At 52.1% G+C, this 25589-nt stretch carries 27 protein-coding genes; 16 read left to right on the top strand and 11 right to left on the bottom strand.

Annotated features, from left to right (window positions below):
• Window positions 1-370: 370 nt before the first annotated feature.
• The 6 genes from HMPREF1141_RS16705 (at window position 371) to HMPREF1141_RS16680 (ending at window position 5359) form a co-directional block, all read left to right on the top strand.
• Complete coding sequence (locus HMPREF1141_RS16705) at window positions 371-820, top strand: hypothetical protein (protein ID WP_035317372.1); 450 nt, start codon at window positions 371-373, stop codon at window positions 818-820.
• Window positions 817-1122: a hypothetical protein gene (locus HMPREF1141_RS16700; RefSeq protein ID WP_035317371.1), complete on the top strand. Its 306-nt coding sequence runs from the start codon at window positions 817-819 to the stop codon at window positions 1120-1122. Before HMPREF1141_RS16705 ends, HMPREF1141_RS16700 begins: the two co-directional genes overlap by 4 nt.
• Window positions 1123-1466: 344 nt before the next feature.
• Entirely contained in the window at window positions 1467-1928 is a 462-nt protein-coding gene (locus HMPREF1141_RS16695) for a hypothetical protein (RefSeq protein ID WP_035317369.1), read from the top strand.
• Between the two features lie 603 nt (window positions 1929-2531).
• Window positions 2532-3962, top strand: a complete 1431-nt coding sequence (locus HMPREF1141_RS16690) for an MATE family efflux transporter (protein WP_009066677.1) — start codon at window positions 2532-2534, stop codon at window positions 3960-3962.
• Between the two features lie 309 nt (window positions 3963-4271).
• Complete coding sequence (locus HMPREF1141_RS16685) at window positions 4272-4607, top strand: metalloregulator ArsR/SmtB family transcription factor (protein WP_009066499.1); 336 nt, start codon at window positions 4272-4274, stop codon at window positions 4605-4607.
• Between the two features lie 44 nt (window positions 4608-4651).
• Window positions 4652-5359, top strand: a complete 708-nt coding sequence (locus tag HMPREF1141_RS16680) for a nitroreductase family protein (protein WP_009066759.1) — start codon at window positions 4652-4654, stop codon at window positions 5357-5359.
• A gap of 552 nt (window positions 5360-5911) precedes the next feature.
• Here the strand turns inward: HMPREF1141_RS16680 and HMPREF1141_RS16675 are convergent.
• The 7 genes from HMPREF1141_RS16675 to HMPREF1141_RS16645 form a co-directional block, all read right to left on the bottom strand.
• Window positions 5912-6727 carry an ABC transporter ATP-binding protein gene (locus tag HMPREF1141_RS16675; RefSeq protein ID WP_009066540.1) on the bottom strand — a complete coding sequence of 272 codons (816 nt, stop codon included), beginning with the start codon at window positions 6725-6727 and terminating at the stop codon, window positions 5912-5914.
• On the bottom strand, window positions 6714-7574 hold the full coding sequence (locus tag HMPREF1141_RS16670) for an ABC transporter permease (RefSeq protein WP_009066683.1): 861 nt from the start codon (window positions 7572-7574) through the stop codon (window positions 6714-6716). The genes HMPREF1141_RS16675 and HMPREF1141_RS16670 overlap by 14 nt, the downstream gene beginning before the upstream one ends.
• 40 nt (window positions 7575-7614) lie before the next feature.
• Window positions 7615-8631: a hypothetical protein gene (locus HMPREF1141_RS16665; protein WP_009066776.1), complete on the bottom strand. Its 1017-nt coding sequence runs from the start codon at window positions 8629-8631 to the stop codon at window positions 7615-7617.
• Between the two features lie 4 nt (window positions 8632-8635).
• Complete coding sequence (locus HMPREF1141_RS16660) at window positions 8636-9673, bottom strand: ABC transporter substrate-binding protein (RefSeq protein ID WP_035317368.1); 1038 nt, start codon at window positions 9671-9673, stop codon at window positions 8636-8638.
• Window positions 9674-9706: 33 nt separating this feature from the next.
• Entirely contained in the window at window positions 9707-10777 is a 1071-nt protein-coding gene (locus HMPREF1141_RS16655) for an ABC transporter substrate-binding protein (RefSeq protein WP_009066662.1), read from the bottom strand.
• A 238-nt stretch (window positions 10778-11015) separates the two neighbouring features.
• Window positions 11016-11222 carry a sulfur carrier protein ThiS gene (gene thiS / locus HMPREF1141_RS16650; RefSeq protein ID WP_009066578.1) on the bottom strand — a complete coding sequence of 69 codons (207 nt, stop codon included), beginning with the start codon at window positions 11220-11222 and terminating at the stop codon, window positions 11016-11018.
• Window positions 11223-11240: 18 nt separating this feature from the next.
• Complete coding sequence (locus HMPREF1141_RS16645) at window positions 11241-11624, bottom strand: response regulator (RefSeq protein ID WP_035317397.1); 384 nt, start codon at window positions 11622-11624, stop codon at window positions 11241-11243.
• A gap of 389 nt (window positions 11625-12013) precedes the next feature.
• On the opposite strand from HMPREF1141_RS16645, the gene HMPREF1141_RS16640 reads away from it, so the two are divergent.
• From HMPREF1141_RS16640 to cysA, 7 genes are all read left to right on the top strand, one after another.
• The gene (locus HMPREF1141_RS16640; protein WP_009066522.1) at window positions 12014-12442 is read left to right on the top strand and encodes a M67 family metallopeptidase; all 429 of its coding nucleotides are present in this window, start codon (window positions 12014-12016) and stop codon (window positions 12440-12442) included.
• Window positions 12435-13187: an ATP-binding protein gene (locus tag HMPREF1141_RS16635; protein ID WP_009066745.1), complete on the top strand. Its 753-nt coding sequence runs from the start codon at window positions 12435-12437 to the stop codon at window positions 13185-13187. Before HMPREF1141_RS16640 ends, HMPREF1141_RS16635 begins: the two co-directional genes overlap by 8 nt.
• A 33-nt stretch (window positions 13188-13220) precedes the next feature.
• On the top strand, window positions 13221-14330 hold the full coding sequence (locus HMPREF1141_RS16630) for a response regulator (RefSeq protein WP_009066629.1): 1110 nt from the start codon (window positions 13221-13223) through the stop codon (window positions 14328-14330).
• Window positions 14331-14712: 382 nt separating this feature from the next.
• Window positions 14713-15804, top strand: coding sequence for a sulfate ABC transporter substrate-binding protein (locus HMPREF1141_RS16620; protein ID WP_009066659.1), 1092 nt, complete (start codon window positions 14713-14715; stop codon window positions 15802-15804).
• A gap of 39 nt (window positions 15805-15843) precedes the next feature.
• Entirely contained in the window at window positions 15844-16692 is an 849-nt protein-coding gene (cysT, locus tag HMPREF1141_RS16615) for a sulfate ABC transporter permease subunit CysT (RefSeq protein WP_009066761.1), read from the top strand.
• 5 nt (window positions 16693-16697) lie between these two features.
• On the top strand, window positions 16698-17507 hold the full coding sequence (gene cysW, locus HMPREF1141_RS16610; RefSeq protein WP_009066740.1) for a sulfate ABC transporter permease subunit CysW: 810 nt from the start codon (window positions 16698-16700) through the stop codon (window positions 17505-17507).
• A gap of 5 nt (window positions 17508-17512) precedes the next feature.
• Window positions 17513-18571 carry a sulfate ABC transporter ATP-binding protein gene (gene cysA, locus HMPREF1141_RS16605; protein ID WP_009066627.1) on the top strand — a complete coding sequence of 353 codons (1059 nt, stop codon included), beginning with the start codon at window positions 17513-17515 and terminating at the stop codon, window positions 18569-18571.
• Between the two features lie 369 nt (window positions 18572-18940).
• Here cysA and HMPREF1141_RS16595 read toward each other — a convergent pair whose 3' ends face one another.
• From HMPREF1141_RS16595 to HMPREF1141_RS16585, 3 genes are read right to left on the bottom strand one after another with little or no spacing between them, the layout of a single operon-like run.
• Complete coding sequence (locus HMPREF1141_RS16595) at window positions 18941-19684, bottom strand: ABC transporter ATP-binding protein (RefSeq protein ID WP_009066717.1); 744 nt, start codon at window positions 19682-19684, stop codon at window positions 18941-18943.
• Window positions 19677-20672 carry an iron ABC transporter permease gene (locus tag HMPREF1141_RS16590; RefSeq protein WP_009066721.1) on the bottom strand — a complete coding sequence of 332 codons (996 nt, stop codon included), beginning with the start codon at window positions 20670-20672 and terminating at the stop codon, window positions 19677-19679. The genes HMPREF1141_RS16595 and HMPREF1141_RS16590 overlap by 8 nt, the downstream gene beginning before the upstream one ends.
• Complete coding sequence (locus HMPREF1141_RS16585) at window positions 20659-21597, bottom strand: ABC transporter substrate-binding protein (protein ID WP_035317366.1); 939 nt, start codon at window positions 21595-21597, stop codon at window positions 20659-20661. The genes HMPREF1141_RS16590 and HMPREF1141_RS16585 overlap by 14 nt, the downstream gene beginning before the upstream one ends.
• Before the next feature lie 57 nt (window positions 21598-21654).
• Between HMPREF1141_RS16585 and HMPREF1141_RS16580 the strand changes: the two genes are divergently transcribed.
• Window positions 21655-22332 carry a sirohydrochlorin cobaltochelatase gene (locus tag HMPREF1141_RS16580; RefSeq protein ID WP_035317365.1) on the top strand — a complete coding sequence of 226 codons (678 nt, stop codon included), beginning with the start codon at window positions 21655-21657 and terminating at the stop codon, window positions 22330-22332.
• 6 nt (window positions 22333-22338) lie between these two features.
• On the opposite strand, the gene HMPREF1141_RS16575 is transcribed toward HMPREF1141_RS16580, so the two are convergent.
• A complete protein-coding gene (locus HMPREF1141_RS16575; protein WP_009066672.1) occupies window positions 22339-23376 on the bottom strand; it encodes a LacI family DNA-binding transcriptional regulator in 1038 nt (345 codons plus the stop codon).
• Between the two features lie 229 nt (window positions 23377-23605).
• Here HMPREF1141_RS16575 and HMPREF1141_RS16570 point away from each other — a divergent pair, with 229 nt between their 5' ends.
• Entirely contained in the window at window positions 23606-25279 is a 1674-nt protein-coding gene (locus tag HMPREF1141_RS16570) for an adenylyl-sulfate reductase subunit alpha (protein WP_009066708.1), read from the top strand.
• On the top strand, window positions 25269-25583 hold the full coding sequence (locus HMPREF1141_RS16565) for a 4Fe-4S dicluster domain-containing protein (protein ID WP_035317361.1): 315 nt from the start codon (window positions 25269-25271) through the stop codon (window positions 25581-25583). Before HMPREF1141_RS16570 ends, HMPREF1141_RS16565 begins: the two co-directional genes overlap by 11 nt.
• Window positions 25584-25589 lie beyond the last annotated feature (6 nt).

The raw sequence follows: 25589 nt of genomic DNA, 5'->3' as shown, positions 1-25589 counted from the left end.
TTGTAAATAACGTAAATACTACTTGCCGATTGCCTACAAACCATTGATATTACTGAGTTTTTCTAAGTCCTATAATTCCACTCGGACCATGACGAATGACCTTCGAGTGGTCATAAGGACAAAGACAGGTTGGCTATCGTTAGCCTGTCTTTATTTGTGTTCATTTTTTCGGGTGCATGGTATAATTGGTGTATTATTGGGATAAGGCGCCCTGGGCTTTTCCAGAGGTTGAGGATGATATCATCGGCCTCCAACCGGAGAAGCAGGCATGTGGCTCGCGCCACCCTTTTATCCTCCGTCTCATGCGGTAAGAAAATGATAAAGACAGTATATGTTTTTGTGCGAAAGCATAGAGATAAGGGAGAATCTTATGAAAAAAAATTTGCCGTTGCTAGTTTGCATTCTTCTGTTCTTAGCCGGCTGTAGCGCCATTGACCGCATGATTGGCGGTTACGCTGTTCCGACGAACGTGACGATTGAAGGTGTTACATACTGTAACGGATTTTATGGGGATTTATACCCCGTGTTTGAGCAAGTTGGAGATATCGGAAGTGAAACTCTCCAAGAAGGGATAGTTTATGACGATGGAATGCACCAGTTCCGACGCGTGAATTTTAAAGGGCACGATTGGATCCATAGCTATATAGGGGAATATACAGGCGGCACTGTATATTGTGCTGAAAATGAATGGGATCAACTCTCTGCGATTATTACGCAGATCCCACTAATTTTGAGTACTATTGTGGGATTGGGTATTATTTGTCTGAGAAAGTCTGTAGTATCCCTGAAATTGATCCGCAAAAATTTGATGATCTTTTGAACTTTGATAACGAAAACGAATACAAACCTTTTGATAAACGTTCTAATGAAAAGGTAATGCAAAAAGTCCGCAGAATACCTGAGGCTGAGTTTCAAGAGAGCGTATGTTTTTACAAAGTAAGTAATGACGGTTATTTTACAACGAGCCAGAGTCCTAGGTACTTTGTGCGTGACGGCAAGTTGCTACTCATATTTTCTCATGATGGGGGACGTGATAACGGAGGAACTGCAGAAGTTGTCGTTCTTGATGTGCCGGATGAATTGGGACAGTATTTCGTGGATTTGATGGAGCGGTATTTATAGTTAATTTTCCCAATCTAAAAAACATGCACTGATGCCAGCAGTGTTTTTGAGAAGATTTCAAGATGAAAATGGTTTCTGTTAACCACCTTTTTGCACCTGATAGTCAAAGGCAAATGAAACGAGCAGTACGATTCATTGTTTGGTTACAGAAGCCTTATTTTATATGGATTTATAGATTTGTGAGTTTGTCCTTATGAACACTCGCACCATAAAAGACATAGCTTTCCGTCAAGGGGAGGCTATGTCTTTTATGGTGCAAAAAAATCTGGTAATATGGATACAAGCTTCCGTAAAATCACCCAATGGATTATTTATATTAAACGCATAAGGAGGCAAGAAGAACTGTGCAAAGCAGAACTGTAATAAAAACTTCCAGATTCCCGGCGTCGGGGAGAAATGTTTTCAACAAGCTAAAATCCATACAAACGTTACAGTACATAGCCTCGCCATATGCAACGTTTACTCCGTTAACCGAAAGGAATGATTTCAATTGGAAAGCAGGAGAAACTTTTTCTTTTCAACTTAAATTATTTGGCGTTATTCCATTAGGCGTACACACAATTAAGGTAGTTGATTTTAACGAGGAAGCATATCGGATTCACACAACCGAAAGCAATGCCTATGTGCCTATATGGAATCACAGTATCGTGCTAAAACCACTGGGCGATGATGCTTCACAGTACACGGATGAAGTCGAGATTTATGCAGGCTGGAAAACACCGTTTGTATATCTATGGGCAACATTTTTTTATGCCCATAGGCAAAAGAAATGGTTAAAGCTTTTGAGTAACCACGAAGCATTATGAGCATAACGAAATCTTAATAAAGTCCGGTTTGTTGGCCGGGTCATATCCAGCACCTTGTTATCTTGAAAAATATTTTTCTCACCATTTTTAAAAGAGGAAAGATCCTCGAGTGGTTATAAAAACAAAAACAGGCTGATAAATCATCAGCCTGTTTTTATTGTCATACGAACACCCAGCTATTCCGGGATGTTCAGAAGAGCTTTAGCGTTGAGTAAAATAAAAAAACCAGTTCCCTTTTCCTCGGAAGTTTCTCTCCGAATGTAAAAGAATTCAGGGGGAAGCTTTTGTTTTTATTTATTCTCTTGGTATTTGATCAATCGGTATTGACAATTCATAAAATCACTTTATACTGTAACCAGTATCCCATGATTTGGTCTGCTGCCGGGATGGATCTGCGTTATTTCCTGGTTCGGGAAAAATCCAGATAGGGGGAAGACACGGGATGTTTTCGCTTTACAAGATGGGTAAATTCTGTTATAACAAATCTGGCTTATGTTCACATTCTATTGGGCATATCGAATAGAAATCATCCGAATCTCTTTCTGATTGAGAAAGATTCGGATTTTTGATGCATGAAGTCATGTTGAAGGGAACCGCAAGGTCATGCTGCTGCTGATTGTAGAAAATGCAAAAAAAGCGTATTTCCATTTTATTTTAAAGTACCGCCACCATACAGATGACGGCGACGGGCCGTTGTTTGGAAAACTGTTGGTCTTCTCCCTGCCCATCATGGCCATGAATATTTTGCAGCTGCTGTTCAATACCGCAGACATGGTTGTCGTCGGCCGCTTTTCAGGGGGCGATGCGCTGGCTGCGGTAGGCGCGACGGGCGCTCTGATCAATCTGATCATCACCTTATTTACGGGATTGTCTGTAGGGACGAGCGTCGTTGTGGCACGGGATTATGCTGCCGGTGATGCGGACGCCGTGAGCCGGTCTGTTCATACTTCAATTGTCCTGAGCATGATCGGCGGGCTCATCGTAATGGCCGTAGGCATTGCATTCTGCGGGCCTTTGCTGGTAATGATGGGCACGCCGGAGAACATATTGGGCCTTGCAGTGCTGTACATGAGGATCTACTTCGTCAGCATGCCCGCCAACATGGTATTCACTTTCGGCGCGGCGATTATGCGCTCTGTGGGCGACAGCCGCCGTCCGATGTATTTTTTGGGCGTCACCGGCATTCTGCACGTGGTTCTCAATCTTTTCTTCGTAATCGTTCTGCACATGAGCGTCGACGGCGTAGCGTGGTCCACGGTGATCTCCCAATATCTCTCGGCGCTGCTGATCCTGTTTTCCCTGTCCCGTTACGACGGGGCGATCCGCTTTATCCCCCGAAAATTGAGGGCCGACAAAGAGAAGCTAAAGGAGCTGATCCGGATCGGCTTGCCGGCGGGGCTGCAGGGCCTGCTGTTTTCCATTTCCAATGTGCTGATCCAGTCGGCCGTCAATTCCTTCGGCTCCACCATGATCGCGGCCAACGCTGCCGCAATGAATATTGAAAACTATATCGGCACCGTCATGCTTGCCTATTACAACGCGGTTGTAACCTTTACGGCCCAAAGCATGGGCGCAAAAAAATATAGCCGTATCGATAATATTGCGAAGGTATCCACGGTATTGGTTTTCATTACCTGGATTCTTCTTGGAGGGGCGACCGTGCTGTTCGGCAGGCCCTTGCTCGGCATCTTCACATCTGATCCGAAGGTGATCGAGCTGGGGATGCTGCGTCTGTATATCATCATGATTTCTTTCGTTGCCTGCGGCATCATGGATGTATACCCCGGTTTATCCTATGGAATGGGCTATTCCATATCGCCGATGCTTTGCACGCTTGTGGGCGCCTGCCTGCTGCGGATGGTGTGGCTGGCTACGATCTTTGCCTGGTACCCTGCAGAGCTTGTGCTTTTCGCCGCCTATCCCGTTACCTGGGTGTTGGCGGGAGCCGGCCAGGTGGTCATCTTTTTCTATGCGCGGCAGCAGATCCATAAACAGGCTGCGGCTGCGCAGCCGATTGCCGAATCAGAATTGTGAAAAGCTTTTGTATGGAGAATCAAGGAAAACAGTCAGCCTGATTTTATTGGGTTGGCTGTTTTTGTATTTGAGGGATCAAGTTTGGACAAGAAATAGAACAAAAAATTTCATATCGTTTTTGCACGAAGTACTGTGGAAAATTCAAAACAAGATTGCTTGCCCCCTCATTTTATATCTGATGGGGATCTGTTCTATTCGAGTATACTATCCATCTCGATTTTCTTACTCAATGTTGATAATAAATGAAGATGCGGATATAATGATCATAGTTTATTTGTTCGAACCGATAAACCAATTGGAGTGATGGCCATGAGCAATAGTACCGCAAGCTTTCAAGAAATTCAGGATAAATTTAATGATTGTCGGCAGATTTTGACGGCAATTGGGGACGAAGTGCGACAATCCATTTTAGTGACCCTCATGCAAAACACCTGTAAAGAAGGAATGCGTGTGGGTGAGATCACTGCCCACACCCACCTTTCACGACCAGCTGTTTCGCATCATTTAAAGGTGATGAAAGATGCCGGGATCGTGCGGATGCGCAAGGAAGGCACAATGACTTTTTATCATATTAACGTGGATGCCTTTGAGCCCCTGAAAAAGTTAGTAATGCTTGTTGACGAGACCATGGAGAGACATTATTAATCCTATAACGCAAACCATACTATTTTGATAAAGGAGAATGTATCATGGATTTGTTTGACTCCATCAACAGAAGAAAGTCATGCAGAAACTACACTCAACAGCCTTTTGAAGAGAAGCGGCTGGAAGAAATTCGTGAGGCGATCAATGGATTCGAACTGCTTTATCCCGATGTGCCGCTGGAGTACCGGTTTGTCACCAAAGCCAAGGGGATATTTAAAGTGCAGGCTCCGCATTATCTGATGATCAGCGGACAGGGCAAAGAAAAAGAATCGGAGAATGCAGGGTTTCTTTTTCAACAGCTCATTTTGTGGTTTGATGCCCACGACATCGGCAGCGTTTGGCTTGGTAAGACAAAAGATATGGAAGACGCCAATAGCAAAGACATCATCACCATTGCGTTTGGTCAGGCGAACGAGTCTGTACACCGCAGCAAAGATGAATTCAAGCGCAAGCCGATCAATGAAATCACCAACGCCCCGGAAAATACATGTATTCAAGCCGTACATCTGGCGCCATCCGGCATGAACATCCAGCCCTGGTATTTAGAAGAATCCGGTGATAGGGTTTTGCTTTACAAACAGAGCCTGAAACCCCCGCTTTCGCTGGTTTATAAAAAAACAGAGGTAGATATGGGCATCGCGCTTTGTCATTACGCGTTGGCGTGCAGGCATTTTGACAAGCCCTTTGTCTTTCATCGTAAAGAGGAAGAGACAAATAAAAAAGGGTATCGTCTGTTTGGCGAGTTAGCCTGAATGGCGGAAAGCCCCTGATAAAGCACTTGCCATCAACAACAAGTACGTTGGGTGTAATATTCGTCTGCTTGCAGCCGTAGAGACTGATTTTATGCGGATTTTCGGGTTTGTTGCTATGAATACTCGAACCATTTGTAAGTCCTCCAGCCCCAGTGTCTATGCAGGTTTTAGACTTTTATCGCAGCTTCTTGCCGGTTAACCGCAGTCGGTGAGGATTTTGTTCCAATCTCAGGGAACGGGAATAGAAAGCAGTTATGAATCAGCTTGGCGACATACTGTTTTAGAACACTCACCCCGAAAGTCAATATTCATGATGAAAACATGATGCACTTTTTCTGTAATCTTTCAAAGTACTGAACAGAAAAGATCTGTTCAGTACTTTTGAAGGTACCACCTTGCCATAAAACAGAGGAATCTTTCACTGTTCCGAATCAGACAAAAACCTGCCGGCCCTTTCCATACGCTTAAGGAAAGGGCCGGCAGGTTTTTGTCTATCATTCTGTGCGCTGCATGGAAAGAAGGATACCAACATCAGGTTGGCTTTCCCGCGTGTCAGATGGAATATGTTCCGACCATCTCATGGAAAATATTCACAACATTCTTACGCAGCTCTACAAATTTTGGGTCGCTTCTGTCTCTGCTGCGCGGCAGGCGCACCGGCACAATCGTATTGATTTCCGCAGGCCTTGCGCTCATAACGACGACGCGATCGCCGAGAAAGATTGCTTCCTCAATGTCGTGAGTGACGAGGATCATGGTCGTTTTTTCCGCCAGCCAGATTTTTTCGATCTCATCCTGCATATGAACTCGGGTCAGGGCGTCCAGCGCGCCGAACGGTTCATCCAGAAGCAGAATTTTGGGCTGGCAGATCAGTGCCCGTGCGATGGCCGCCCTTTGCGCCATTCCGCCGGAAAGCTGTGTGGGGTAGGCGTCTATAAATTCCGCAAGCCCCACCTTTTCCAGATAAAAGTGTACGCGGTCCCTGTTTGAGGCAGCGGATCCCGGGAGCCCCAGGGCAACGTTCGCACCCACTGTGAGCCAGGGGAGCAGCCGATGCTCCTGAAAAATCATCCCGCGGTCCAGGCCGGGATTTTCAATCCGGTTGCCCTCGAGCATGATGTTTCCCTCATAATCCTGTTCCAAACCGGAAATCAGGCGCAGCAGCGTAGTTTTTCCGCAGCCGCTCGGCCCGATCAGGGACACGAATTCACCCTTGTAAATGTTCAAAGATACATTGTTGATTGCTTTTACATCGCCGGATTTGGAGGAAAAAGTTTTAGAAACCCGGTTCACCGACAATTCCGCGGAATTGTCAACGATGATTGGCAGCTCTGTTTTGATTGCTGTTTGACTTTTACTGTTTTTCACCGCTAAAACCCTTTCTCCAATGCAGTACGGACGATTCCACTGCCTTGAGGACACGATCCACCAGAAAACCGACCAGGCCGATTACGATCATCAGCGCGATCAGCTTGTCGGACTGCAGAAAATCCTTTGCCTGCAGCAGGCCATAGCCGATTCCGGTCAGGCCGCCCAGCATCTCAGCCGCGACCACAGCCATCCATGCGAAACCCGCGCCAAGGCGCAGCCCGGTGAAAATGGAGGGCAGGGCCGAGGGCAGCACGACCTTTGTGAGAAGCCTGAAATAGTGCAGCTCAAGCACCTGTGATACTTCAATGTATTCTTTGGAAACACCGCGGATTCCCTGCAGTGTATTGACAAAGATCGGAATAAACACCGCTTTGGCAATGATCACATATTTGGAAAGCTCTCCGATCCCGAACCACAAAATAATCAGAGGGATCCAGGCGTAAAGCGGGATCTGCCGCAGCACATCCACCACGGGGCCCACCAGACGCTCGATGAATTTGGAAAGCCCGCTGGCAAGGCCAAGTGTCAGGCCGATCACCACGCCCCAGAAATACCCGATCAGAACGCGGATGCCGCTGTCGCGCAGGTCGATTGCGAGTGTGCCGTTCAGAATGATGGTTTCCAGACCCATCAGCACTTTCCACGGGGAGGGCAGAACGACCTCGAGCAGAAGCCCTGTACTGGAGAGAAGCTGCCATGCGGCAAGCAGCAATACCGGCACGATCATCAGATTTGCATAAATTTTGATACGGTTGATCAGCGGGGAAGCGGAGGCCTTTTTTCTGTGAGGCTGATTCGCCGTCTGTCCGGCTGATTTTAAGATGGCTGCAATAATATTTGTCACAAACGGTCCCCTTCCTCTTGAAAACAAGCCGGTCTTTGCGTCAGGCATCCTGTTCGATTTCCGCCAGTGCAGCTTTGAGGAACCTGTCGTCCGCCCATTTTGCCAGATCAAAGTCCTTACTGAGATACCCGTGGTCATACAGGAATCGTTTTTGGCCCTCCAGTGCCAGAAGAGCTTGCTCAGACAGATTCACCGCCAGGTGCTTGTGGAAGTTGATCGGGAGGGAGGTTGTCACCTCGCCAGGGGTGCCGTGCAGCTGCCGGGTGAATAGCTCCAGAACCTCCGAATAATGGTTTTGTGCCCATTTTGCAGCGAGCAGCGTCTGCTTGATATATTCCACAACAATCTCCGGCGCTTCCTCCGCGAGCTGACGGCTGACAGTCAGTGTGTTCGGGTAAGAATTATTGATGGGCAGCACCAGCTCCGGGTCAGCGCTCAGCTCATAGATCGGTTTAAACTCTCCGGTTGCGAGCAGCCTCTGTGCAAACACGCCGCCTGCAAAAATCGCGTCTACCTTACCGGCCTTCAGCGCATCGGCCTCTACCTGGCCCAAATTGCCTTTGTGATCCGGGCTGCCGGACGAAAAGGAAACGTTCGCCGAAAGATGGGTGAATTCCACCTCTGCGGCGGCTACGCCGCGTGCCGCAAGGGCTGTTTCAAAACCATGCTCTACGGTTGCACGGTAAAAATCAATGATCGCGTCCGCGTTTACGGGCACGCCAAGGCGCAGACCGCGGAGCTGTTCCACGGAATCCACGTTGGAATCGTTTCGCACCAGAAGAAAGGTGCGGTGCGGCAGAAAAGCCAGGCCGATCAGCACGACGTCCGCATCGTTGGATTTTGCCCAGATCGGGGGAATGTTCCCGCCCTCGCGGAAGAGCGCCGGATCTTGATAATCAAAATGCACATGCCATTGGTCGCGCGGCAGGCTTTGCAGAAGCGTGGGCTTCACGCCGCGCTTTTCAAATGCAGCCTGTAAAAACTCCTCGCGGTTGGCCGAAAGAAAACTGGAGTTGCCCACCGGGCAGATGGTATAGCGAAATTCTTGAATTGACATGGCGTTATGCCTCCCTTTCTTTTTGTTCGGAATCAATTTCAGCCTGTGCCGCTTTCAGGAAGCGGTCGTCGGCCCACTTGGCAAGATCGAAATCTTTTTTCAGGTATCCCCCATCAAACAGGAAACGCTTTTGCGCTTCCAGCGCCTGCAGGCTTTCTTCGGAAAGGTTTGGCGCAAGGGTTCGGTAAAAGTCGCGGTAGTGCGAAGAAACGGCCTGCCCGACGGTACCGAAGGTCTGCTCTGCCAGCAGCGTCAGCGCTTCCTCGCGGTTTGCTTTCGCCCATTGTGCCGCAAGCAGCAGCTCTTTTACATAGGCAATTACCACCTCGGGGAATTCCTCCGCCAAATAGCGGCTGACAGTCAGCGCGTTGGGATATTCATTGTTGATCGGCGAAAGCTGGGAAGGATTCTCTGCGATATCGAAAAGCACGCGGTATTTTCCGGTGTCCAGCAGCTTTTGTGCCTTGGAGCTTTTGACATAGATGGCGTCGACTTCACCGTTATTGAGTGCCTGCACCTCTTCGGGCTCCGATTGGCTCCTTGCCCACCGGGGGACGGAAACAAAATCTCCATCTGCGTGGATCGGCACGAAGTTTGCTTCCTTCAGGGAAACACCGCGTGCGGCCAGCGCAAGAGCAAAGCCGTGCTCTGCCGTCGCCTTATGAAAATCGATCAAAGCTGCGGGGTGAACCGGAATTCCGATCCGGTAGCCGCGGAGCTGCTCCACAGAATCGATGGGGGAGTCCGCCCGCACAAGAATGTACTGCCTTTGCTTGAGCAGCGCAAGGCCGATCAGCACAACGTCTGCGCCGTTGGATTTGGCCCAGACCGGCGGAATATTTCCGCCCTCCCGGAACAGGAGCGGGTCCTGATAATCGAAATGCGCTTTCCAGAACGGCTGGGGCAGGCTTTGCAGCAGTACCGGTGTTACCTCCAGCTTTTTCAGCGATTCCGTCAGCTTGCCGCGGCTGGCCGCAAGGTAGCTGGCATTGCCCACCGGGCAGATTGTATAATGAATTTCTTTGATATGTGAGTGTGCCATCATCATTCCTCCTTAGATGGAATCATCGTTCGGTTATTGGTCAAAGTATTGAGAAGCAAAGAGCTTCGATACCTCCACCTGTTTGTCGGACGCAATGTCTCCGTGGGCGACCAGCCAATCCTGCATGGTTTTGGTTTCAGACTCAATTTCTTTCAGGTCGGTGTTGGAGCTCCAGGCGGTCCCCATACGATCCCATGCAAATTTGGAAATATTCGCGGGTACGCGGCTGACGCCTTCCACAATGGTTGACGCCTCATCCAGGTTTTGAAGCATCCACTGCTCCGTTTTATCCTGCAGGGCAAGATATGTCTTCGAAATGTTCGGGTACTTTTCCGCGAATTCCGAAGAGGTAAAGGTTACGGTTACGCCGCCGCCGTTGATATAGACGGAATCCTCGGCCGGGTTGGCGATTTCACGCCCGGAACCGTCGAGCAGCATTGCGGCTATGTCTGTGAGCGGATGGGCGGAAATGGCGTCCACCTGCTTCGAAATCAGGGCGGTTTTGCTTTCACTGGAGGGAATGTTAACATAGGTCCAGTCCGTGCCCTCTTTCCAGCCCTTGTCTTCCGCCAGTTCATAGAGAACCATGTAAGGGCAGCCCGCACGCCAGCTTGCGATTTTCTTTCCCTTCAGATCATCAAAGGTTTTGATCGGGGAATCCTTCGGCACAATAATGCTTGCGATTTTGGGCTCCGGATGATTGGAAACCTGAACCGCGGTCAGATCGGCGCCCTGAGAACGGTAAAGCAGGTAGGGGTACAGCATCCGGTTTGCGAAATGCAGGTCCCCGCGGGCAATCAGCTGTGCTTCGTTGCCCAGTGTGCCCTGCACCAGCTCAACTTTGATGCCTTTGTCCTCAAACGCTTCTTTGAACCAGCCCCTTTTGTCCGCCACATACGCCCAGTCACTGGCGGCTATTTTCAAGGTCGGAAGGGCTTCCAGCTCGCCGATTTTGCCTGGGTCGGAGGAAGCGGCCTGCGAGGAAACGCTTAAATTCTCCGAAGAGGCCGGTGCGCTTGAGACGGTCTGGGTTCCCGAGCAGCCGGAAAACAGAGACAGGATCAGTCCGGCGGCGGCGAATGCCGCAGGAATTCTTTTTTTCATGTGAATACTCTCCTTTTTAACTGAGTGGAATTAAAAATTTGCCATGTACAACAGCGCCGCTGTCCCATCCATAAAATCCGGATTTGTTTTAACCTCATTGAAAAACCACACCTCCTAATCACTGACTGCATAAACATATTGAATATATATGTTTATAATATATTTAATGCTCCTCTTTTTCAATGGAGGATGTTTTGGCTTACCCCAGACGAAATTCAGCAGTTGGCCGGTATTCTCTTCAACATCCGCCGCCCATGTAATAGAGAAATTCCACACGATCACCGTCACGGATCGTGGTGGAATCGAAATTCTCTCTCTTCAGAATTTCATCATTGACCTGGACGGTGACATATTCCTGCAGCTCCACATGCGCTTTCTCCAAAAGCTCCTGCACGGTCAGTTCCTGTTCAAACGTGTTCTGCTTTCCGTTGATCGTGACTGTCATAATAAAACTCCTTATTTGTTATCGGGTATCCGACTGGCTTTCCAGAATCTTTCGAACCAGAATGGCAAGCTGGTGTAAATTTTCTTTCAGCAGGTAGGCACAGCAATGATTTTTCATTGCGTAACGAATGCTTTCCGGCGCAATATCCTCAGAAACAATGATAAACGGCGTTTTCTGCCGCAGCCGGTTGCGCACGGCCAGCGCCTGCATGGCGTTGAAATGCGGCGTGGCGTTGTCTGAAAGAATAATGTCCCACTCTTGCTCCTCTAAAGCTTCGCACATACTCACCTCGCTGGAAACATAGCGGCTGTGTACGGTAAAGCCGCCGCGTTTCAGCTCCAGAACATTCAAATCCGCGATGTATTGAAATTCCTCCACAATGAGGACATTGATTGAACGCATGCGCGCATCCTCTCCGTTCTGATTCATATTCCGCCCACGGTGCCGCCGGGGCCCTTCATCCAATCTTTCATTTTTTCCACTCCCGCTTTTTTAGAAATTGATTTGTTTAATTAATATACTTTGCATATATGATTAGTGTAAATTGGATTTAATGAACTTAATTATAGTAAACAACCAGAGGACTTACAAGGGGATAATCTTTAGCTTAATGGCAGATTTTCTTTCGCTGAAAAAATGATTGAATTGACATTAAAGCGAATTATGATAGAATTATGAATAATATACTATGCAGACATGAATAGTATGGTTTACGGCGATACGGCAGGTTATTTGAGCTGTTCCAATATGCCGGTCGATTCCAGAATCCCAACAAAATGCGGGGGCCCATTATGATCATAATCAATCAACAACAGATTCAGGAAATCGTCCGTCACAGCCGGGATTGCCTGCCCAACGAAGGCTGCGGGCTGCTGGGCGGAATTTGGGCGGGGGAGTGCAAGATGGTAAAAAAAGTGTACCTGATGAGGAACATCGATGAGAGCCCGGAGCACTTTTCCATGGATGCTCGGGAGCAGTTTGCGGCTGTTGCGGATATGCGGAAAAACGGCTGGAATTTACTTGGGAATTTTCACAGCCACCCCGCCACCCCTTCGCGCCCCTCTTTGGAGGACGTCAGGCTGGCGTTTGATCCCTCGCTGAGCTACCTGATTCTTTCGCTCCTGCAGCCGGACTGCCCGGTACTGAACAGCTTTCTGATTTGTTCCAATGATGTGAAGAAGGAAAAAATGATACATTCGGAGTGGGTGCCGTATGGATGACCGCAGGGCCGAAACAGAAACAAAAAATGGCGCTGGTTTTGTACAGCGGCCGGGCGCCGATCTTCAGGCGCTGAATTTTACGCTCTCTCACGAGATTAAAGCCCCGGTGCGGGCGATCGATGGGTATGCGCGCATTTTCCTTGAGGATTACGGCGGACAGATCGATCCGAATGGCCTCTCGCTGATCCTGAATATCCGTGAAATTTGCCGCGATACGCTCACGCTCATCAATCAGCTTTTGGAGTATACCCGCCTGTCCGAGATTGAGCCGGTCAAAGAAACCGTCGACCTGCAGCAAATGATCCGCACGGTCTTCAAAAAGCTGGTGGAGGGATATACGGAGAAGGATCAGGAGGCTGTGCTGATTTTCGGGGAAGAAATCCCCTTTGTGCTGTGCGACCGCACGCTGATGCGGCAGATCGTGATCAACATTCTCTCCAACGCGCTGAAGTTCACCCGGGAAGAGAGCAAGGCCGTCATTACGGCAGGCTTTCACCGGGAAAAGGGAGAGGACGTTTTTTATATCCGCGATAACGGCGTGGGATTTGATATGGAGTATTCGGAAAATTTATTCGGTATGTTCCAGCGCATGCACTCTGAAAATGAGTTTGAAGGGAGCGGTGTAGGGCTTTTCATTGTGAAAAGCCTGATCCAGAAGATGGGCGGCAAGGTCTGGATTATCGGTGAGGTCGGAAAAGGCGCGAGCCTGTTTTTTACCCTGCCGCCGGAAAATATTCTAAGATGATTGACGCAGCGGATGTATGGAGGTGAATACCAAATGTATCGGGTGCTTTTGGTGGATGATTGGGAGATCTTTCTCACCGAAACAAAACGGCTGAGGGTCTGGGGCGAAGAGTCGGGCTTTGAGGCTGCGGCGAGCGCCGCAAACGGAAAAGAAGCGCTTGAGCTTCTGCACCGTGAAAAGTTCGACTTGGTTCTGACGGATATCCGCATGCCGGTGATGGATGGCCTGCAGCTTTTACGCCGGATCAAAAGGGAGAAATGCTGCCCCTGCGTCGTCCTGCTCAGCGAATACTGCGAATTCCGCTATGCCCGTCAGGGCATCGTTCTCGGCGCGTTTGATTATCTGGTGAAACCTCCGGAAGAAAGCGCGCTGCTGGAGCTGTTCGGCCGTGCCCGCAGCTTTCTGGATTCTCTCAGCCGTGAAAACGAGTCCGTGCCCGCAGCGGAAATCGCCGCCGGCTGGGAGTATCCGCAGGAGGAAGAAAAGCACATTTCGGACGCGCTTCAGCGCCGCAGGCCGGACGCACTTTCTTTGTTCTGCAGCACGGTCGATCATCTTTACGGCATGATGGAGGACAATGTTATCCGGGCGGATCTGATGGCGCGGCGGCTGTATCACAATGTGGTGGATGCGGCGTACCTTCGGTTTCCGTGGCTGGCCAATTATATTGATTCCCTCTTTTTCGATCTGGCGGATTTCCCCCATGAGGGAGAGAACGATGCGTACCGCGGCTTCTATTGCAAAAGAATAGATTTTCTGCTGCATTTTATCAAAAAGTTTCTGCCGGAATCAGAGAATGACACCATCGGCGAAATCTGCTCCTATGTCCTTTCCCACCCGGAGGCGGACCTGAAGCTGAAGGTTCTGGCACAGAAATTCTATATGAACCCCACTTATTTGAGCAGTACCTTTCCCGTTAAGACCGGAATGCATTTCAATGATTATGTGACGCAGGTGAAAATGGCGCGTGCGGAATATCTGCTCCGAAATACCGGCCTTAAAATTTACGATGTAAGCTACCGGCTTGGGTACCATGATATCGATTATTTTTCCAGGCGGTTCAAGAAGTACTACGGGAGAAGCCCTGTGGCCTATCGAAGCATGAAAGACGCGCAGGAGAACAAAAACGAGGTGATGGGATGATTCGCGGGCGTTTTCTTGACTGCCCTGACCCTGTGATCGGCTCCCCTCGGCCGAAAAAGAAGCGCAGCGCTGTTGACAAACGGGTGAAACGCCTGGGAAAATCCTCGTGCGCGCAGTCGGAAAGCGCAAACGATTGCTTAATTTTTCGTTGCAAAATCCCAATCGTTCCCGTATACTAAAGTCATATTATACATATCTATTGAGTATGTTTTAGAAAGCGAGGATGATGCAAATGTTGAATCAAAGCAATCTGCGTGTCCCGGCGCGCTTTCGATGTTGTACTGCTTTCATGGATACAGATCGAATGTGATGCGGCAATGACCCTGACACCAGGGCCAAAGCAATCGAAATGAAACGAAAATAACGAAATGAGGGGTTTTCTATGAAAAGCAGATCTTATGTATTGAAAAAAACACTGGCGCTGACGGTCGCCTTAGCTTCGATTCTGAGCGCTTTTACCGGCTGCGCCGGCAACACCGAAAACAGCACTTCTTCCGGAGCCGCCGGGTCCGCCGCAGCTTCTGAGGCAAAGCCTACCGCCGCGTCCGTGTCCATCACCAATGTTTCCTACGACCCCACGCGTGAGCTTTACGAGCAGTATAACCAGCTCTTCCAGAAGTACTGGGAGAAGGAAAAGGGCCAGAAGGTGGAAATCACCCAATCTCACGGCGGCTCCGGCAAGCAGGCCCGTTCCGTGCTCGAGGGCAACGAGGCCGACGTGGTTACGCTGGCGCTCGAGGGTGATGTAAACGAATTACAGAAAGCCGGCCTGATCGACGAGGGCTGGGTAAATGAATTCCCGAAAAGCAGCGCGCCCTATACCTCTACCATTGTCTTTCTGGTTCGAAAGGGGAACCCGAAGAACATCAAGGATTGGGACGATGTCGTAAAGCCCGGTGTGGAAGTGATCACTCCCGACCCCAAAAGCTCCGGCGGTGCGCGGTGGAACTTCCTGGCGGCGTGGGCTTATGCCGATAAAAAATTTGCAGGCGATGAAACCAAGGATAAGGAATTCCTGAAATCGCTGTACTCGAACGTGACCGTACTGGATTCCGGTGCCCGCGGCTCTACCACCACCTTTGTGGAAAACGGGCAGGGCGATGTGCTGCTGGCCTGGGAAAATGAAGCCTATCTTTCCCTGAAAGAGCATCCGGATACTTTTGAGATCGTCACCCCGTCCCTGAGCATTCTGGCGCAGCCGTCGGTTGCGGTAGTGGACGCCAATGTCAAAAAGCACGGGACCGAGGAAGTCTCCAAGGCGTATCTGGAATACCTGTATTCCGATGAGGCGCAGCGTTTGGAAGGCCAGAATTACTACCGCCCCTCCGATCCCGATATTCTGAAGGATTTCAGCGATACCTTTGACCTGAATGTGACGCTGGTCAACATTGACGATGATTTTGGAGGCTGGGATAAGGCAACTGAAAAGTTCTTTGCAGATGGTGCAATTTTCGATCAGATCTATAAAAAGTAATGTGGTTGTTGCCATTATTGATCATAAGGGGGGAGACAGGTGCCTGATTTGAAAAAGCTCTTTCAAGCGCGAAAGGGCAATGTGATACCGGGCTTCGGCCTTTCCATGGGTGTTACCGTCACGATGCTCAGCCTGATTGTGCTGATCCCCCTGTTTTCGGTTTTTCTGACCCTTTCCGGTTCCACCTTTGCCGATTTCTGGCGGGTGGTCACCGATAAGCAGACCGTGGCCACCTATCGGGTGAGCCTGTCCTGCGCGGGGATTGCCGCCGTCGTCAACGCGTTCTTCGGTGTCCTCCTTGCATGGATCCTGACCCGCTATCAGTTTCCGCTGCGGCGGGTGCTGGACGGTCTGATCGAGCTGCCCTTCGCTCTGCCCACCGCGGTGGCCGGCATTTCGCTGACCACCATGTATTCCGACAAGGGCTGGATCGGCAGCTGGTTTGACAAAATCGGCATCAAAATTTCTTACACCACTACCGGCATTGTGATTGCCATGATTTTTATCGGGATTCCCTTTGTGGTGCGATCGATCCAGCCGGTGCTGGAAAAGCTGAACCCACAGTATGAGGAAGCGGCTTTGACTCTGGGAGCCAGCCGCTCCCGCATCTTTTTTAAGGTGATATTTCCGGAGATTCTGCCCGCAGCGCTCACCGGTTTCGGGCTGGCCTTTGCCCGCTGCATCGGCGAATATGGCAGCGTGGTGTTTATTGCGGGCAACATTCCGTATCAAACACAGATCACGCCGCTGATCATCATGAATAAGCTGGAGCAATTCAATTACGCCGCCGCCACCTCTATTGCGCTGGTCATGGTTGTTTTCGCATTCCTCCTGCTGTTCGGCATCAACCTGATCCAGGCCAGAATCAATCAAATCGCAAGGGGGTAAGCCGATTGAGACAGAAAGTCACCAAAGGGATTCTCATCCTGCTGGGCGTGGCGTTTTTGATCGTTATGCTGGTGCTGCCCCTGGCTACCGTGCTGGTTTATGCCCTGCGCCAGGGCTGGGAGACCTTTTCTGCCGCGATCACCGACGTGTATGCGGTCAAGGCTCTGCAGCTGACTCTGCTGACTACCGGAATTACGGTCGTGGTCAACACGGCATTCGGCCTCTTTGCGGCCTGGACGATCAGCAAGTTTTACTTTCGGGGCAAGCAGGCACTCACCACCCTGATCGACATTCCCTTCTCCATTTCACCCGTGATCGCGGGTCTGGTGTTTATTCTGGTGTTCGGGCGAATCGGCTGGGCCAATCCTCTTTTGGAAGCGATGGATCTCAAAATTGTATTCGCCGTGCCCGGCATTGTGCTGGCCACTATTTTTGTGACCTTTCCTTTTGTTTCGCGCGAATTGATTCCCGTCATGCAGGCGCAGGGCAACGAGGAGGAAGAGGCCGCCGCGCTCATGGGAGCGGGGGGCTTTACCATCTTCCGCAAGATCACCTTTCCCCATATAAAATGGGCGCTGTTGTATGGTGTGATTCTCTGTACCGCCCGAAGCTTAGGGGAATTCGGTGCGGTATCGGTGGTATCCGGGCATCTGCGGGGCAAAACCAATACGCTCCCGCTTCATGTGGAAATTCTGTTCAATGAATTTCATCTGACGGCCGCCTTTGCCGTTTCCTCCATTTTGGTTCTGATCGCGGTAATCATATTGATTCTGCGCAACATCGTGGAACACCGCGTCAAGAGGGAAGAGAGGTAAACGATATGTATGTGGAACTGCAAAATATCAATAAAAAATTCGGCGCATATCAGGCGGCGGACAATGTCAGCTTTTCGATTGAAAAAGGCAGGCTGATTGGCCTGTTGGGCCCTTCCGGCAGCGGTAAAACCACCATTCTGCGCATCATCGCCGGGCTGGAAACACCGGACAGCGGCACCATCATCATTAACGGTCAGCGGGTGAACGATTTGCCCGCCAGTGACCGGGGAATCGGCTTTGTATTTCAGAATTACGCTCTTTTTCGCTACATGACGGTGTTTGACAACATCGCTTTTGGGCTAGAGGTGCAAAAGAAAGACAAAGGCTATATCAACGACCGGGTCGGGGAGCTGATCAAGCTGATCGGGCTGGAGGGTCTGGAGCGCCGCCGGCCGCACCAGCTTTCCGGCGGACAGCGGCAGCGGGTGGCCTTTGCCCGCGCACTGGCGCCGAACCCCCACCTGCTGCTGCTGGATGAACCGTTCGCCGCCATTGACGCCAAGGTGCGCAAAGAGCTGCGCAGCTGGCTGCGGGAAACCATCAACAAGGTGGGCATCACCAGCATTTTCGTCACCCATGATCAGGAAGAGGCGGTCGAGGTCGCGGATGAAATCATCATCACCAATCAGGGCCGCATTGAACAGATCGGGACGCCGGTAAATATCTATAAGAATCCTACAACCCCGTTTGCCGCAAAATTCATTGGGGAATCCATCGAGGTGGAGGATTACGGCAGACTCCACGGCTTTGAAAATGAAAAAGGCTATACCAAAGCGGTGCTTCGGCCGGAGTTTGTGCGCGTTACCAAGATCGATCAGGAGATTTACCCCTACGCTTCCGAACGCGGAGTGGTGGAGGATATCTTCTTTCGCGGCAATATGCTGGAGCTACGGCTGAATGTCGGCGGCGTCCGGCTTGTCGCCTACCGCTCTCTGGAGGATGATCCTTTTGTTGTGGGGGAAGAAGTCAGCGTGCTGATTTACCGCCTGTATCTCTATAATGATCACCAGGTTCATCTGGTGGAGAATGCGTCCTTAAAAGGCGAGCAGACATTTGTGATTTAAGAAATGTCCGTGATCGTGGGGGCTTGTTTTCCAAATTCGCAGAAACAAATATTTGCTGCCGGTCCGCTATCCAGATTGCTTGGCGGCTTGCGGCAAATTTTTTGTCAAATAGGGAATCGCGGGACATCGCCTTTGTCGGGAATCCGTCCTGCGCCCGCGGGGGATTCGCGCAGGTGTGCGGATTCCAGCTCGCTGCGGCAGGGCTGCAAAAAAGATCCCGCAGCACAGAGAAGCTGAGGGATCTTTTTGGATTCTGTTCAGGTGTTCCGCCCGGCGCCGGTTGGTGTGCGGTTTTTATCCTGCTCGAAAAGGCATGCTGAGGAAAGGCCATAAATCGGGAGCGGAAAAGAGGGCATTGCTCCTTGTCGATTACCGTAGAAAGGCGTATTGCTCTCTGCGTCCGATCTTTACGCCGAACGCGTCTTCGATCGCGCCGGACAAAATCACCTGCTCCGGGGTTCCGGCTGTCAGCAGCCGGCCTTTCCGCATCACTGCGACCCGGTCGGCAAGTTCCAGCGCCGTGCCCAAATCGTGCAGAACTGCGACCACACATTTTCCCTCCTGCTTCAGCTCGGTCAAAAGGGAGAATAATTGAAGCTGATGGTTGATGTCCAGATAAGTGGTCGGCTCATCGAGCAGGATATGGCCGGTGTTCTGCGCCAGCAGCATGGCGAGATACGCCTTCTGGCGTTCCCCTCCCGAAAGCCGGGCAAGCAGCTTGTGGCTTTTTTCCTGAATCCCCGTGCGCGTCATGGCGTTTTCGGCGGCGGCCTTGTCCTCTTCCCGGTAGACGCGCGGATACCCCAGCCAGGGAAAGCGGCCGTGCAGGACCAGGGCGCCTACCGTGATATCCGGGATCGTTCTGCTTTGGGGCAGCAGAGCGATGGTTCTGGCAATGTCCGTGCGGGACAGCATGGAAAGCGATTTTCCATCCGCCAGGACTTCTCCCTGCGTCTGGTGCAGCTGACCGCAGCAAAGATTGAGCAGCGTGCTTTTGCCGCAGCCGTTGGGGCCGATCACGGCAGTGATCTGCCCGTCCGGAAAGGAAAGGGATATATCGTGAACCACTTCGACCCCCGGGTATCCGCCGGAAAGCTCTTTTACTTCAATCATGGCGTTTTCTCCTTTCCCGAAAGAGCAGCCACAGGAAAAATGGCACGCCCAGGTAGGCGACCAGAATCCCGACAGGCAGTTCAAAAGGCGCGAATGCGGTTCGGGCGGCGGTATCGCACAGAATCAAAAAGGCCGCCCCCAGTAAAGCAGACAGCAACAGGAAGCTCCGTTTTCCGCTGCCCTTTAGAAGAAAGCGCGCCATATGCGGTACGATCAGCCCCACAAATCCGAGCAGGCCCGCAAAGCTGACGGCCGCGCCGGCAAGTGCAGCGGCCAGCGCCAGAAACAGAAAGCGGTAAAACCGAACCGGCAGCCCCAGCGAGGAGGCGGTGATTTCTCCCAGGCCAAGCACATCCAGCTCCCCGGCAAAGAGCAACGATACCAGAAGCCCGAACAGAATCACAAGTCCGGCGGGCCGCAGGATTCCGGTGGAAACGCCCTCAAAGCCCCCGTTCTGAAAATCGCGCAGGCCGGTCATAATATCGGGGAATACTGTGACCAGCGTGTTGATTCCCGCCGTCATCAGGCTGGAGAGCGCGACGCCGGACAGCACGAGCGTAATGCGCGAGGCTCCCGCCCTGCGGGCGATTCCATACACAAGCAAAACCGAGGCCAGAGCGCCCAGAAACGCCGCAAAGGGAAGAACCAGAACCACACCCGGCAGCAGGGCCATACAAAGCGCAACGGCCAGCCCGGCGCCCGCGTTCACGCCGATGATCCCGGGGCTTGCGAGCGGGTTCTGCAGCACGGTTTGAATCAGAACACCCGACACCGAAAGTCCTGCCCCGGCCAGCGCGGCGGCCAGCAGGCGAGGCACCCGCACATGGAGCAGAATACGCCCGGCGGGACTGTCGATTTCCTTCAGACCATAAAAAAGCTCGGTCAGGCTCAGGCGTACCGCCCCCAGCGAAAGGGCCAGCAAAGCGGCCAGCAGCAGACTGACGGCACAGGCGAAAATTGCAAGGGTACTTCTTCTACTGCTCCCCATATAAAATCTCCCAAAGCTGTTCATATGCTTCGGCCCATCGGTTGTTCGGCTTCTGGTGGAACAGCTCCTTTGGCAGTGTGACGTATCGGCCGTTCTTTACCGCACTCAAGCTTGCCCAGGCCGGGCTGGAAAGCAGCGTGTCCTGCAATGCTTTCTTTGCCTTTTCCTCCGAATCGCCCATGGTCGTTGCGAAAATAAAGTCGGGGTCCTCTTGGATAATGACCTCCATGCTCAGATTGTCCAGCAGCCCGGTCTCACTGTCGGCAATGTTGATGCAGCCCATGTCTTTCAGCATGGCTCCGGCCATGGTATCGCTGTTTCGGGCGGCCACCTTTCCGGCGCCGGCCCGCAGAAACAGAACTTTGGGGGAGGGTTTCCCGGCGGTTCGGGCGATGATTTCCTGAACCTGCTTCTGAACGTCCAGTCCGTTCTTTTCATACAAATCGTCCCGCCCGGTAATCTCGGTACAGATTTTCAACATGTTGAGGTAATCCTCAAACACCTCGACTGAAAAATAAGCGGTGGGGATATGAGCGGCGTTCAGCTGATCAGCCAGATCGGTATGGCCGCTGATGTCGGCGGAAAGGATCACCAGACTGGGATTCAGCGCCAGAATGGATTCCAGATTGGGCGAGTGCAGGCTCCCCACGTTGGCAACGTCTTCCGACAGGCCAAGGTCATCTTTAAAGGAGTCGTCCGTTGTACCCGCCAGCTTGCCGCCTGCCAGAAGCCATGTTTGGGCAAAGCTGCCGGACGCGATGACGACCCGGTCGCTGTCCGTAACGCGGATGGTGTGGCCCAAAGCGTCTGTGAATTCCACTCCGGCGGGCGCAGAGGATTCGGGTTTCGGCGCGGTTTCCGTGCAGCCTGTCGTAATCATAAGCAAGCAGAGCAAAAGTAAAAGGAAAGCGGTGATTCGTTTCATTTCTATAAGTCCTTTTCTGTAAGATGAAAATCAATTTAGAAGGTATTGGTGATCAGGATGAATCATAAAAAAACGGAGATATTATTGGTCGGCTTCAGGAACCTGTCGGTTCTGAAAAGCGAATTTGAACAGGCATTTCCCGCGCGCCGGGTGATTTGCGCAAAAAGTGTGGCGGAAGGGATGGCCAAAGCGGAATCGGACGAGGTTTTGATCCAGCCCGTGTATTTGCTGCCCGGCTTCGAATACGAAAAGCTGTGTTCCGACGCGGCCGGGTACGGCGACAGAGTGATTATCGGCAAGCCGATTCTGTCTTTGGAAGAAAATATTACGGCGCTTGCCGGGCTCCTGTTCCGGGAATACGGATCAAAGCCGACGCTTCTTGCGGGCCACGGCACCGAGCACCCGCTGGGGGAGAAGATTTATGCCAAACTGGCGGACCGTTTGCGGGAAGCGGGCTTTGCCAAAGCATTTGTCGGCGTGTTGGAGGGGCGGCCTGGTTTTGATTTCGTTCTGGAGGAGCTTCGGCGCAGCGGCGTTTCGGAAATCACGCTCGCACCGCTTACCATGGTCTCCGGCAAGCATGTGCGCGAAGACATCTTCGGGCAGGGTGCGTCCAGCTGGCAAAGCCGCCTTCAGGCCGGCGGCTTTTGGGTGACACCCGCTTACCGCACCTTGCTGGATTTCTATGCTGTTCGCCGGATGTTCCTGGAAATCTGCGCCCGAACGGATGGATGAGGATTTTTATATGTACATCCCCTCATTCAGATTCACAACGCTTTCCCGGATCGCCAGTTTGTTTGGCAAAAAGATTTTCATGGGAAGCTTGTGCCGCTTTTGAATTCTGTCAATCAGCGTCTGCACCGCCATATTTCCCATTTCGGCAATTGGCATTCCCACGGTGGTCAGCATGGGCGAAACGTATCCGGAAAGCTCGATATTGTCCATGCTGATCAGAGAAAGCTGTTCCGGCACTTTGATTTTCGCCTCGGTAAAGCGGCGCAGTGCGGCGATTGCGGCAATGTCGGTTGCGCAGAACACGGCGGTGGGGAGCGGGCTGGCCGTTTTCAGCAGATGCTCGGCCCCCTGGTAACCTCCGACTCCGTTCTGCAGGCAATCGCTGACGAGGCTCCGGGAGTATTCCAGCCCGTTCTCGCGGAGCGTATCCAGGTACGCCTGGTACCGCACCTCATTTGAAATCTCGCCAATATAGCCGATCCGCCGGTGGCCGCAGGCGATCAGGTAATTCATTGCGATTTGTGTCGCCTCGTACCCGTCGCAGATGATCTGGTCGCAGTCGGCAGAAATGACGTTTCGGCCCACATAAATCAGGTTTTTATACTGCTGTTCCAGAAAACCGATATAATTGCCGCTGAAGCGTCCTAAAATAATCGCTCCGTCCGCTTTGAAGGACTCGATTTTTTCCGGTATGGCGCTGATTTTGACATCGAAAACCGAATAAGAATGCCGCACAGGGTAGCCCTGCTCCAGGGCGCGCTGCTCAATGACCCTTGCAAGCTGCGCGAAAAAAGGATTATCCTCTATCGTTCTGGCCCTGCCCAAAATGCAGGCCAGCGCGCCGGCAGACGGTTCCTGCGACGGGTCTTTTCCAAACTTGAGTGCGCGGGCATTCTGATTGGGCGTATAGCCGGTCTCCTTGATGATTGCCCAGACATGGTCGCGTACCTCCTTGCGGGCAAAGCTGTCGTCCGGGGAATTGATAATCCGTGATACAGTGGAAACGGACACTCCGGCCCGCGCCGCGATTTCTTTCAGTGTCAACCGGGCTCCCCCCTTTTCAACACAATACATATTAAATATATATGGCTTATATGTTACGCCGATTCCCTCAAAATTTCAAGTAAAAAAATGTAGAACGTTTGCGTAACTTTTCGCCCTGATTTCGGCGTTTTCCATGTGTAACGTTTGCGAAATCAGTGCTGGATTTTTTGGCCCCACTCGCGTATAATGATGATTACCATATAAAACTGCATGTAAAGTAGGTAATCGCATGAAGCTGGACATCAAAACACTCGCCACGGATTTTTTCATTATCGGCGGCGGTACGGCGGGCTGCTACGCGGCACTGGCCTTTTGTGAAGAGTCTGGCGGTCGTGTGCTGATTGCTGAAAAAGCAAACATCAGGCGCAGCGGCTGCCTGGCAGCCGGCGTCAACGCCATTAACGCCTACATTGTGCCTGGGAAAACGCCTCAGGATTATGTGGACTATGCCCGGGCGGATGCCGGGGGCATTGTTCGGGGTGATCTGCTGCTGACCATGGCCGAGGGCCTGAACCGCACGGCCGCCAAACTGGAGTCTTTGGGCCTGACCATCCTGAAGGATGCGCGGGGGCAGTATGTGGCACGCGGCAGCCGCAACATCAAAATCAACGGTGAGAACATCAAGCCCATCCTGGCGGACGCCGTTGCCAAACAGAGCCGGATCACCGTACTCAATCGGGTGAACGTATTCGATTACATTGTGAAAGACGGCCGAATTCTCGGGGCCTATGCGATCGGCGTGGATGAGCCGGTTTTGTATGTCATTTCGGCAAAGGCCGTGCTGTGCGCCACCGGCGGCGCGGCCGGGCTGTACCGGCCCAACCACCTCGGCTTTTCCCGCCATAAGATGTGGTACCCGCCCTTCAACACGGGCGCGGGCTACGCCATGGGGATTCGCGCCGGAGCGGAAATGACCACCTTTGAAATGCGCTTCATCGCCCTTCGCTGCAAGGATACCATCGCTCCGACCGGTACGCTGGCGCAGGGGGTGGGCGCAAAGCAGATCAATTCGCTGGGAGAGGTGTATGAGCAGAAATACGGGATCACCACCTCTCAGCGGGTGCATGGTACGGTGACGGAAAATCTGGAGGGGCGCGGCCCCTGCTATCTGCGCACGGTCGGCATCACCAGAGAGCAGGACGAGGAACTGCAGAAGGCTTATCTGAACATGGCTCCCAGCCAGACTTTGCGCTGGATGGAAAGCGGCTGCCCGCCAAGCGTGCAGAATGCGGAAATTGAGGGCACCGAACCCTATATCGTCGGCGGCCATACCGCCAGCGGATATTGGGTCGACACACACCGCGAAACAACGATCAAGGGCCTGTTTGCCGCGGGAGATGTCGCCGGGGGATGCCCGCAGAAATATGTGACGGGAGCCTTTGTGGAGGGCGAGATCGCGGCCAGGGCGGCGGCCAAATATCAACAGGATGCAATCCTTTTGCCAGCCCCGGGTGTGGTGCGGGCAAAACAGCGATGGCTCGAGGGCTTTTTGAACCGCCCCGGAGCGCTGCATAGTACGGATGAGCTGGAAGAGGCCATGCAGGCCGTCATGGATGAATACGCAGGCGGAATCGGTGCGCACTATCGCTTTTCCGATCAGTCCCTGCGCATTGCGGACGGCCAAATCCGGGGGCTGCAGCGGCAGGCCGAATTGCTGTCCGCCTCCGAACTGCAGGAGTTGGTTTATATTCTGGAGCTGCTTGAGCGGCTTACGCTCTGCCGTTCAGTCATTGCACATCTGGGCGCCCGAAAGGAAACCCGCTGGCACAGCTTCGCGGAGCATACCGATTACCCAAAGAGCAGCGCCGAATGGAACTGCTACGTCAACTCCAGGCTGGAAAACGGTGGACTGAACATCCTGTTCCGCCCGCTCGTGAAGGAGGGGGAAACGTATGAGCATTGAGATCACAGCGGCAAGGTGTATCGGCTGTGGGCGGTGCTGCAGCGTTTGTCCCGGCAGCCTGATCCGCTTGGGTGCGGACAAAAGGGCGGGCATTCCGCATCCTGAACGGTGCTGGGGGTGTGCCTCCTGCGTCAAGGAGTGTCCCGTGCAGGCGATCGCCATGTTCCTGGGGAAGGATATGGGCGGCCTTGGCGGGCGTCTCACAGTCCGGCGGGAAAACACCCTGCTTCACTGGACGGTCACAAACCCGGACGGCAGCGCCAAAACCATCACGGTAGACAGCCGCGATTCAAATCAATACTAGGAGTGA

The sequence above is a fragment of the Clostridium sp. MSTE9 genome (assembly GCF_000277625.1).
GTDB classification, from domain to species: Bacteria; Bacillota; Clostridia; order Oscillospirales; family Acutalibacteraceae; genus Faecalispora; species Faecalispora jeddahensis.
Note: the sequence above shows the minus strand (reverse complement) of the source record. Positions and strands in the feature narration are given on the sequence as shown.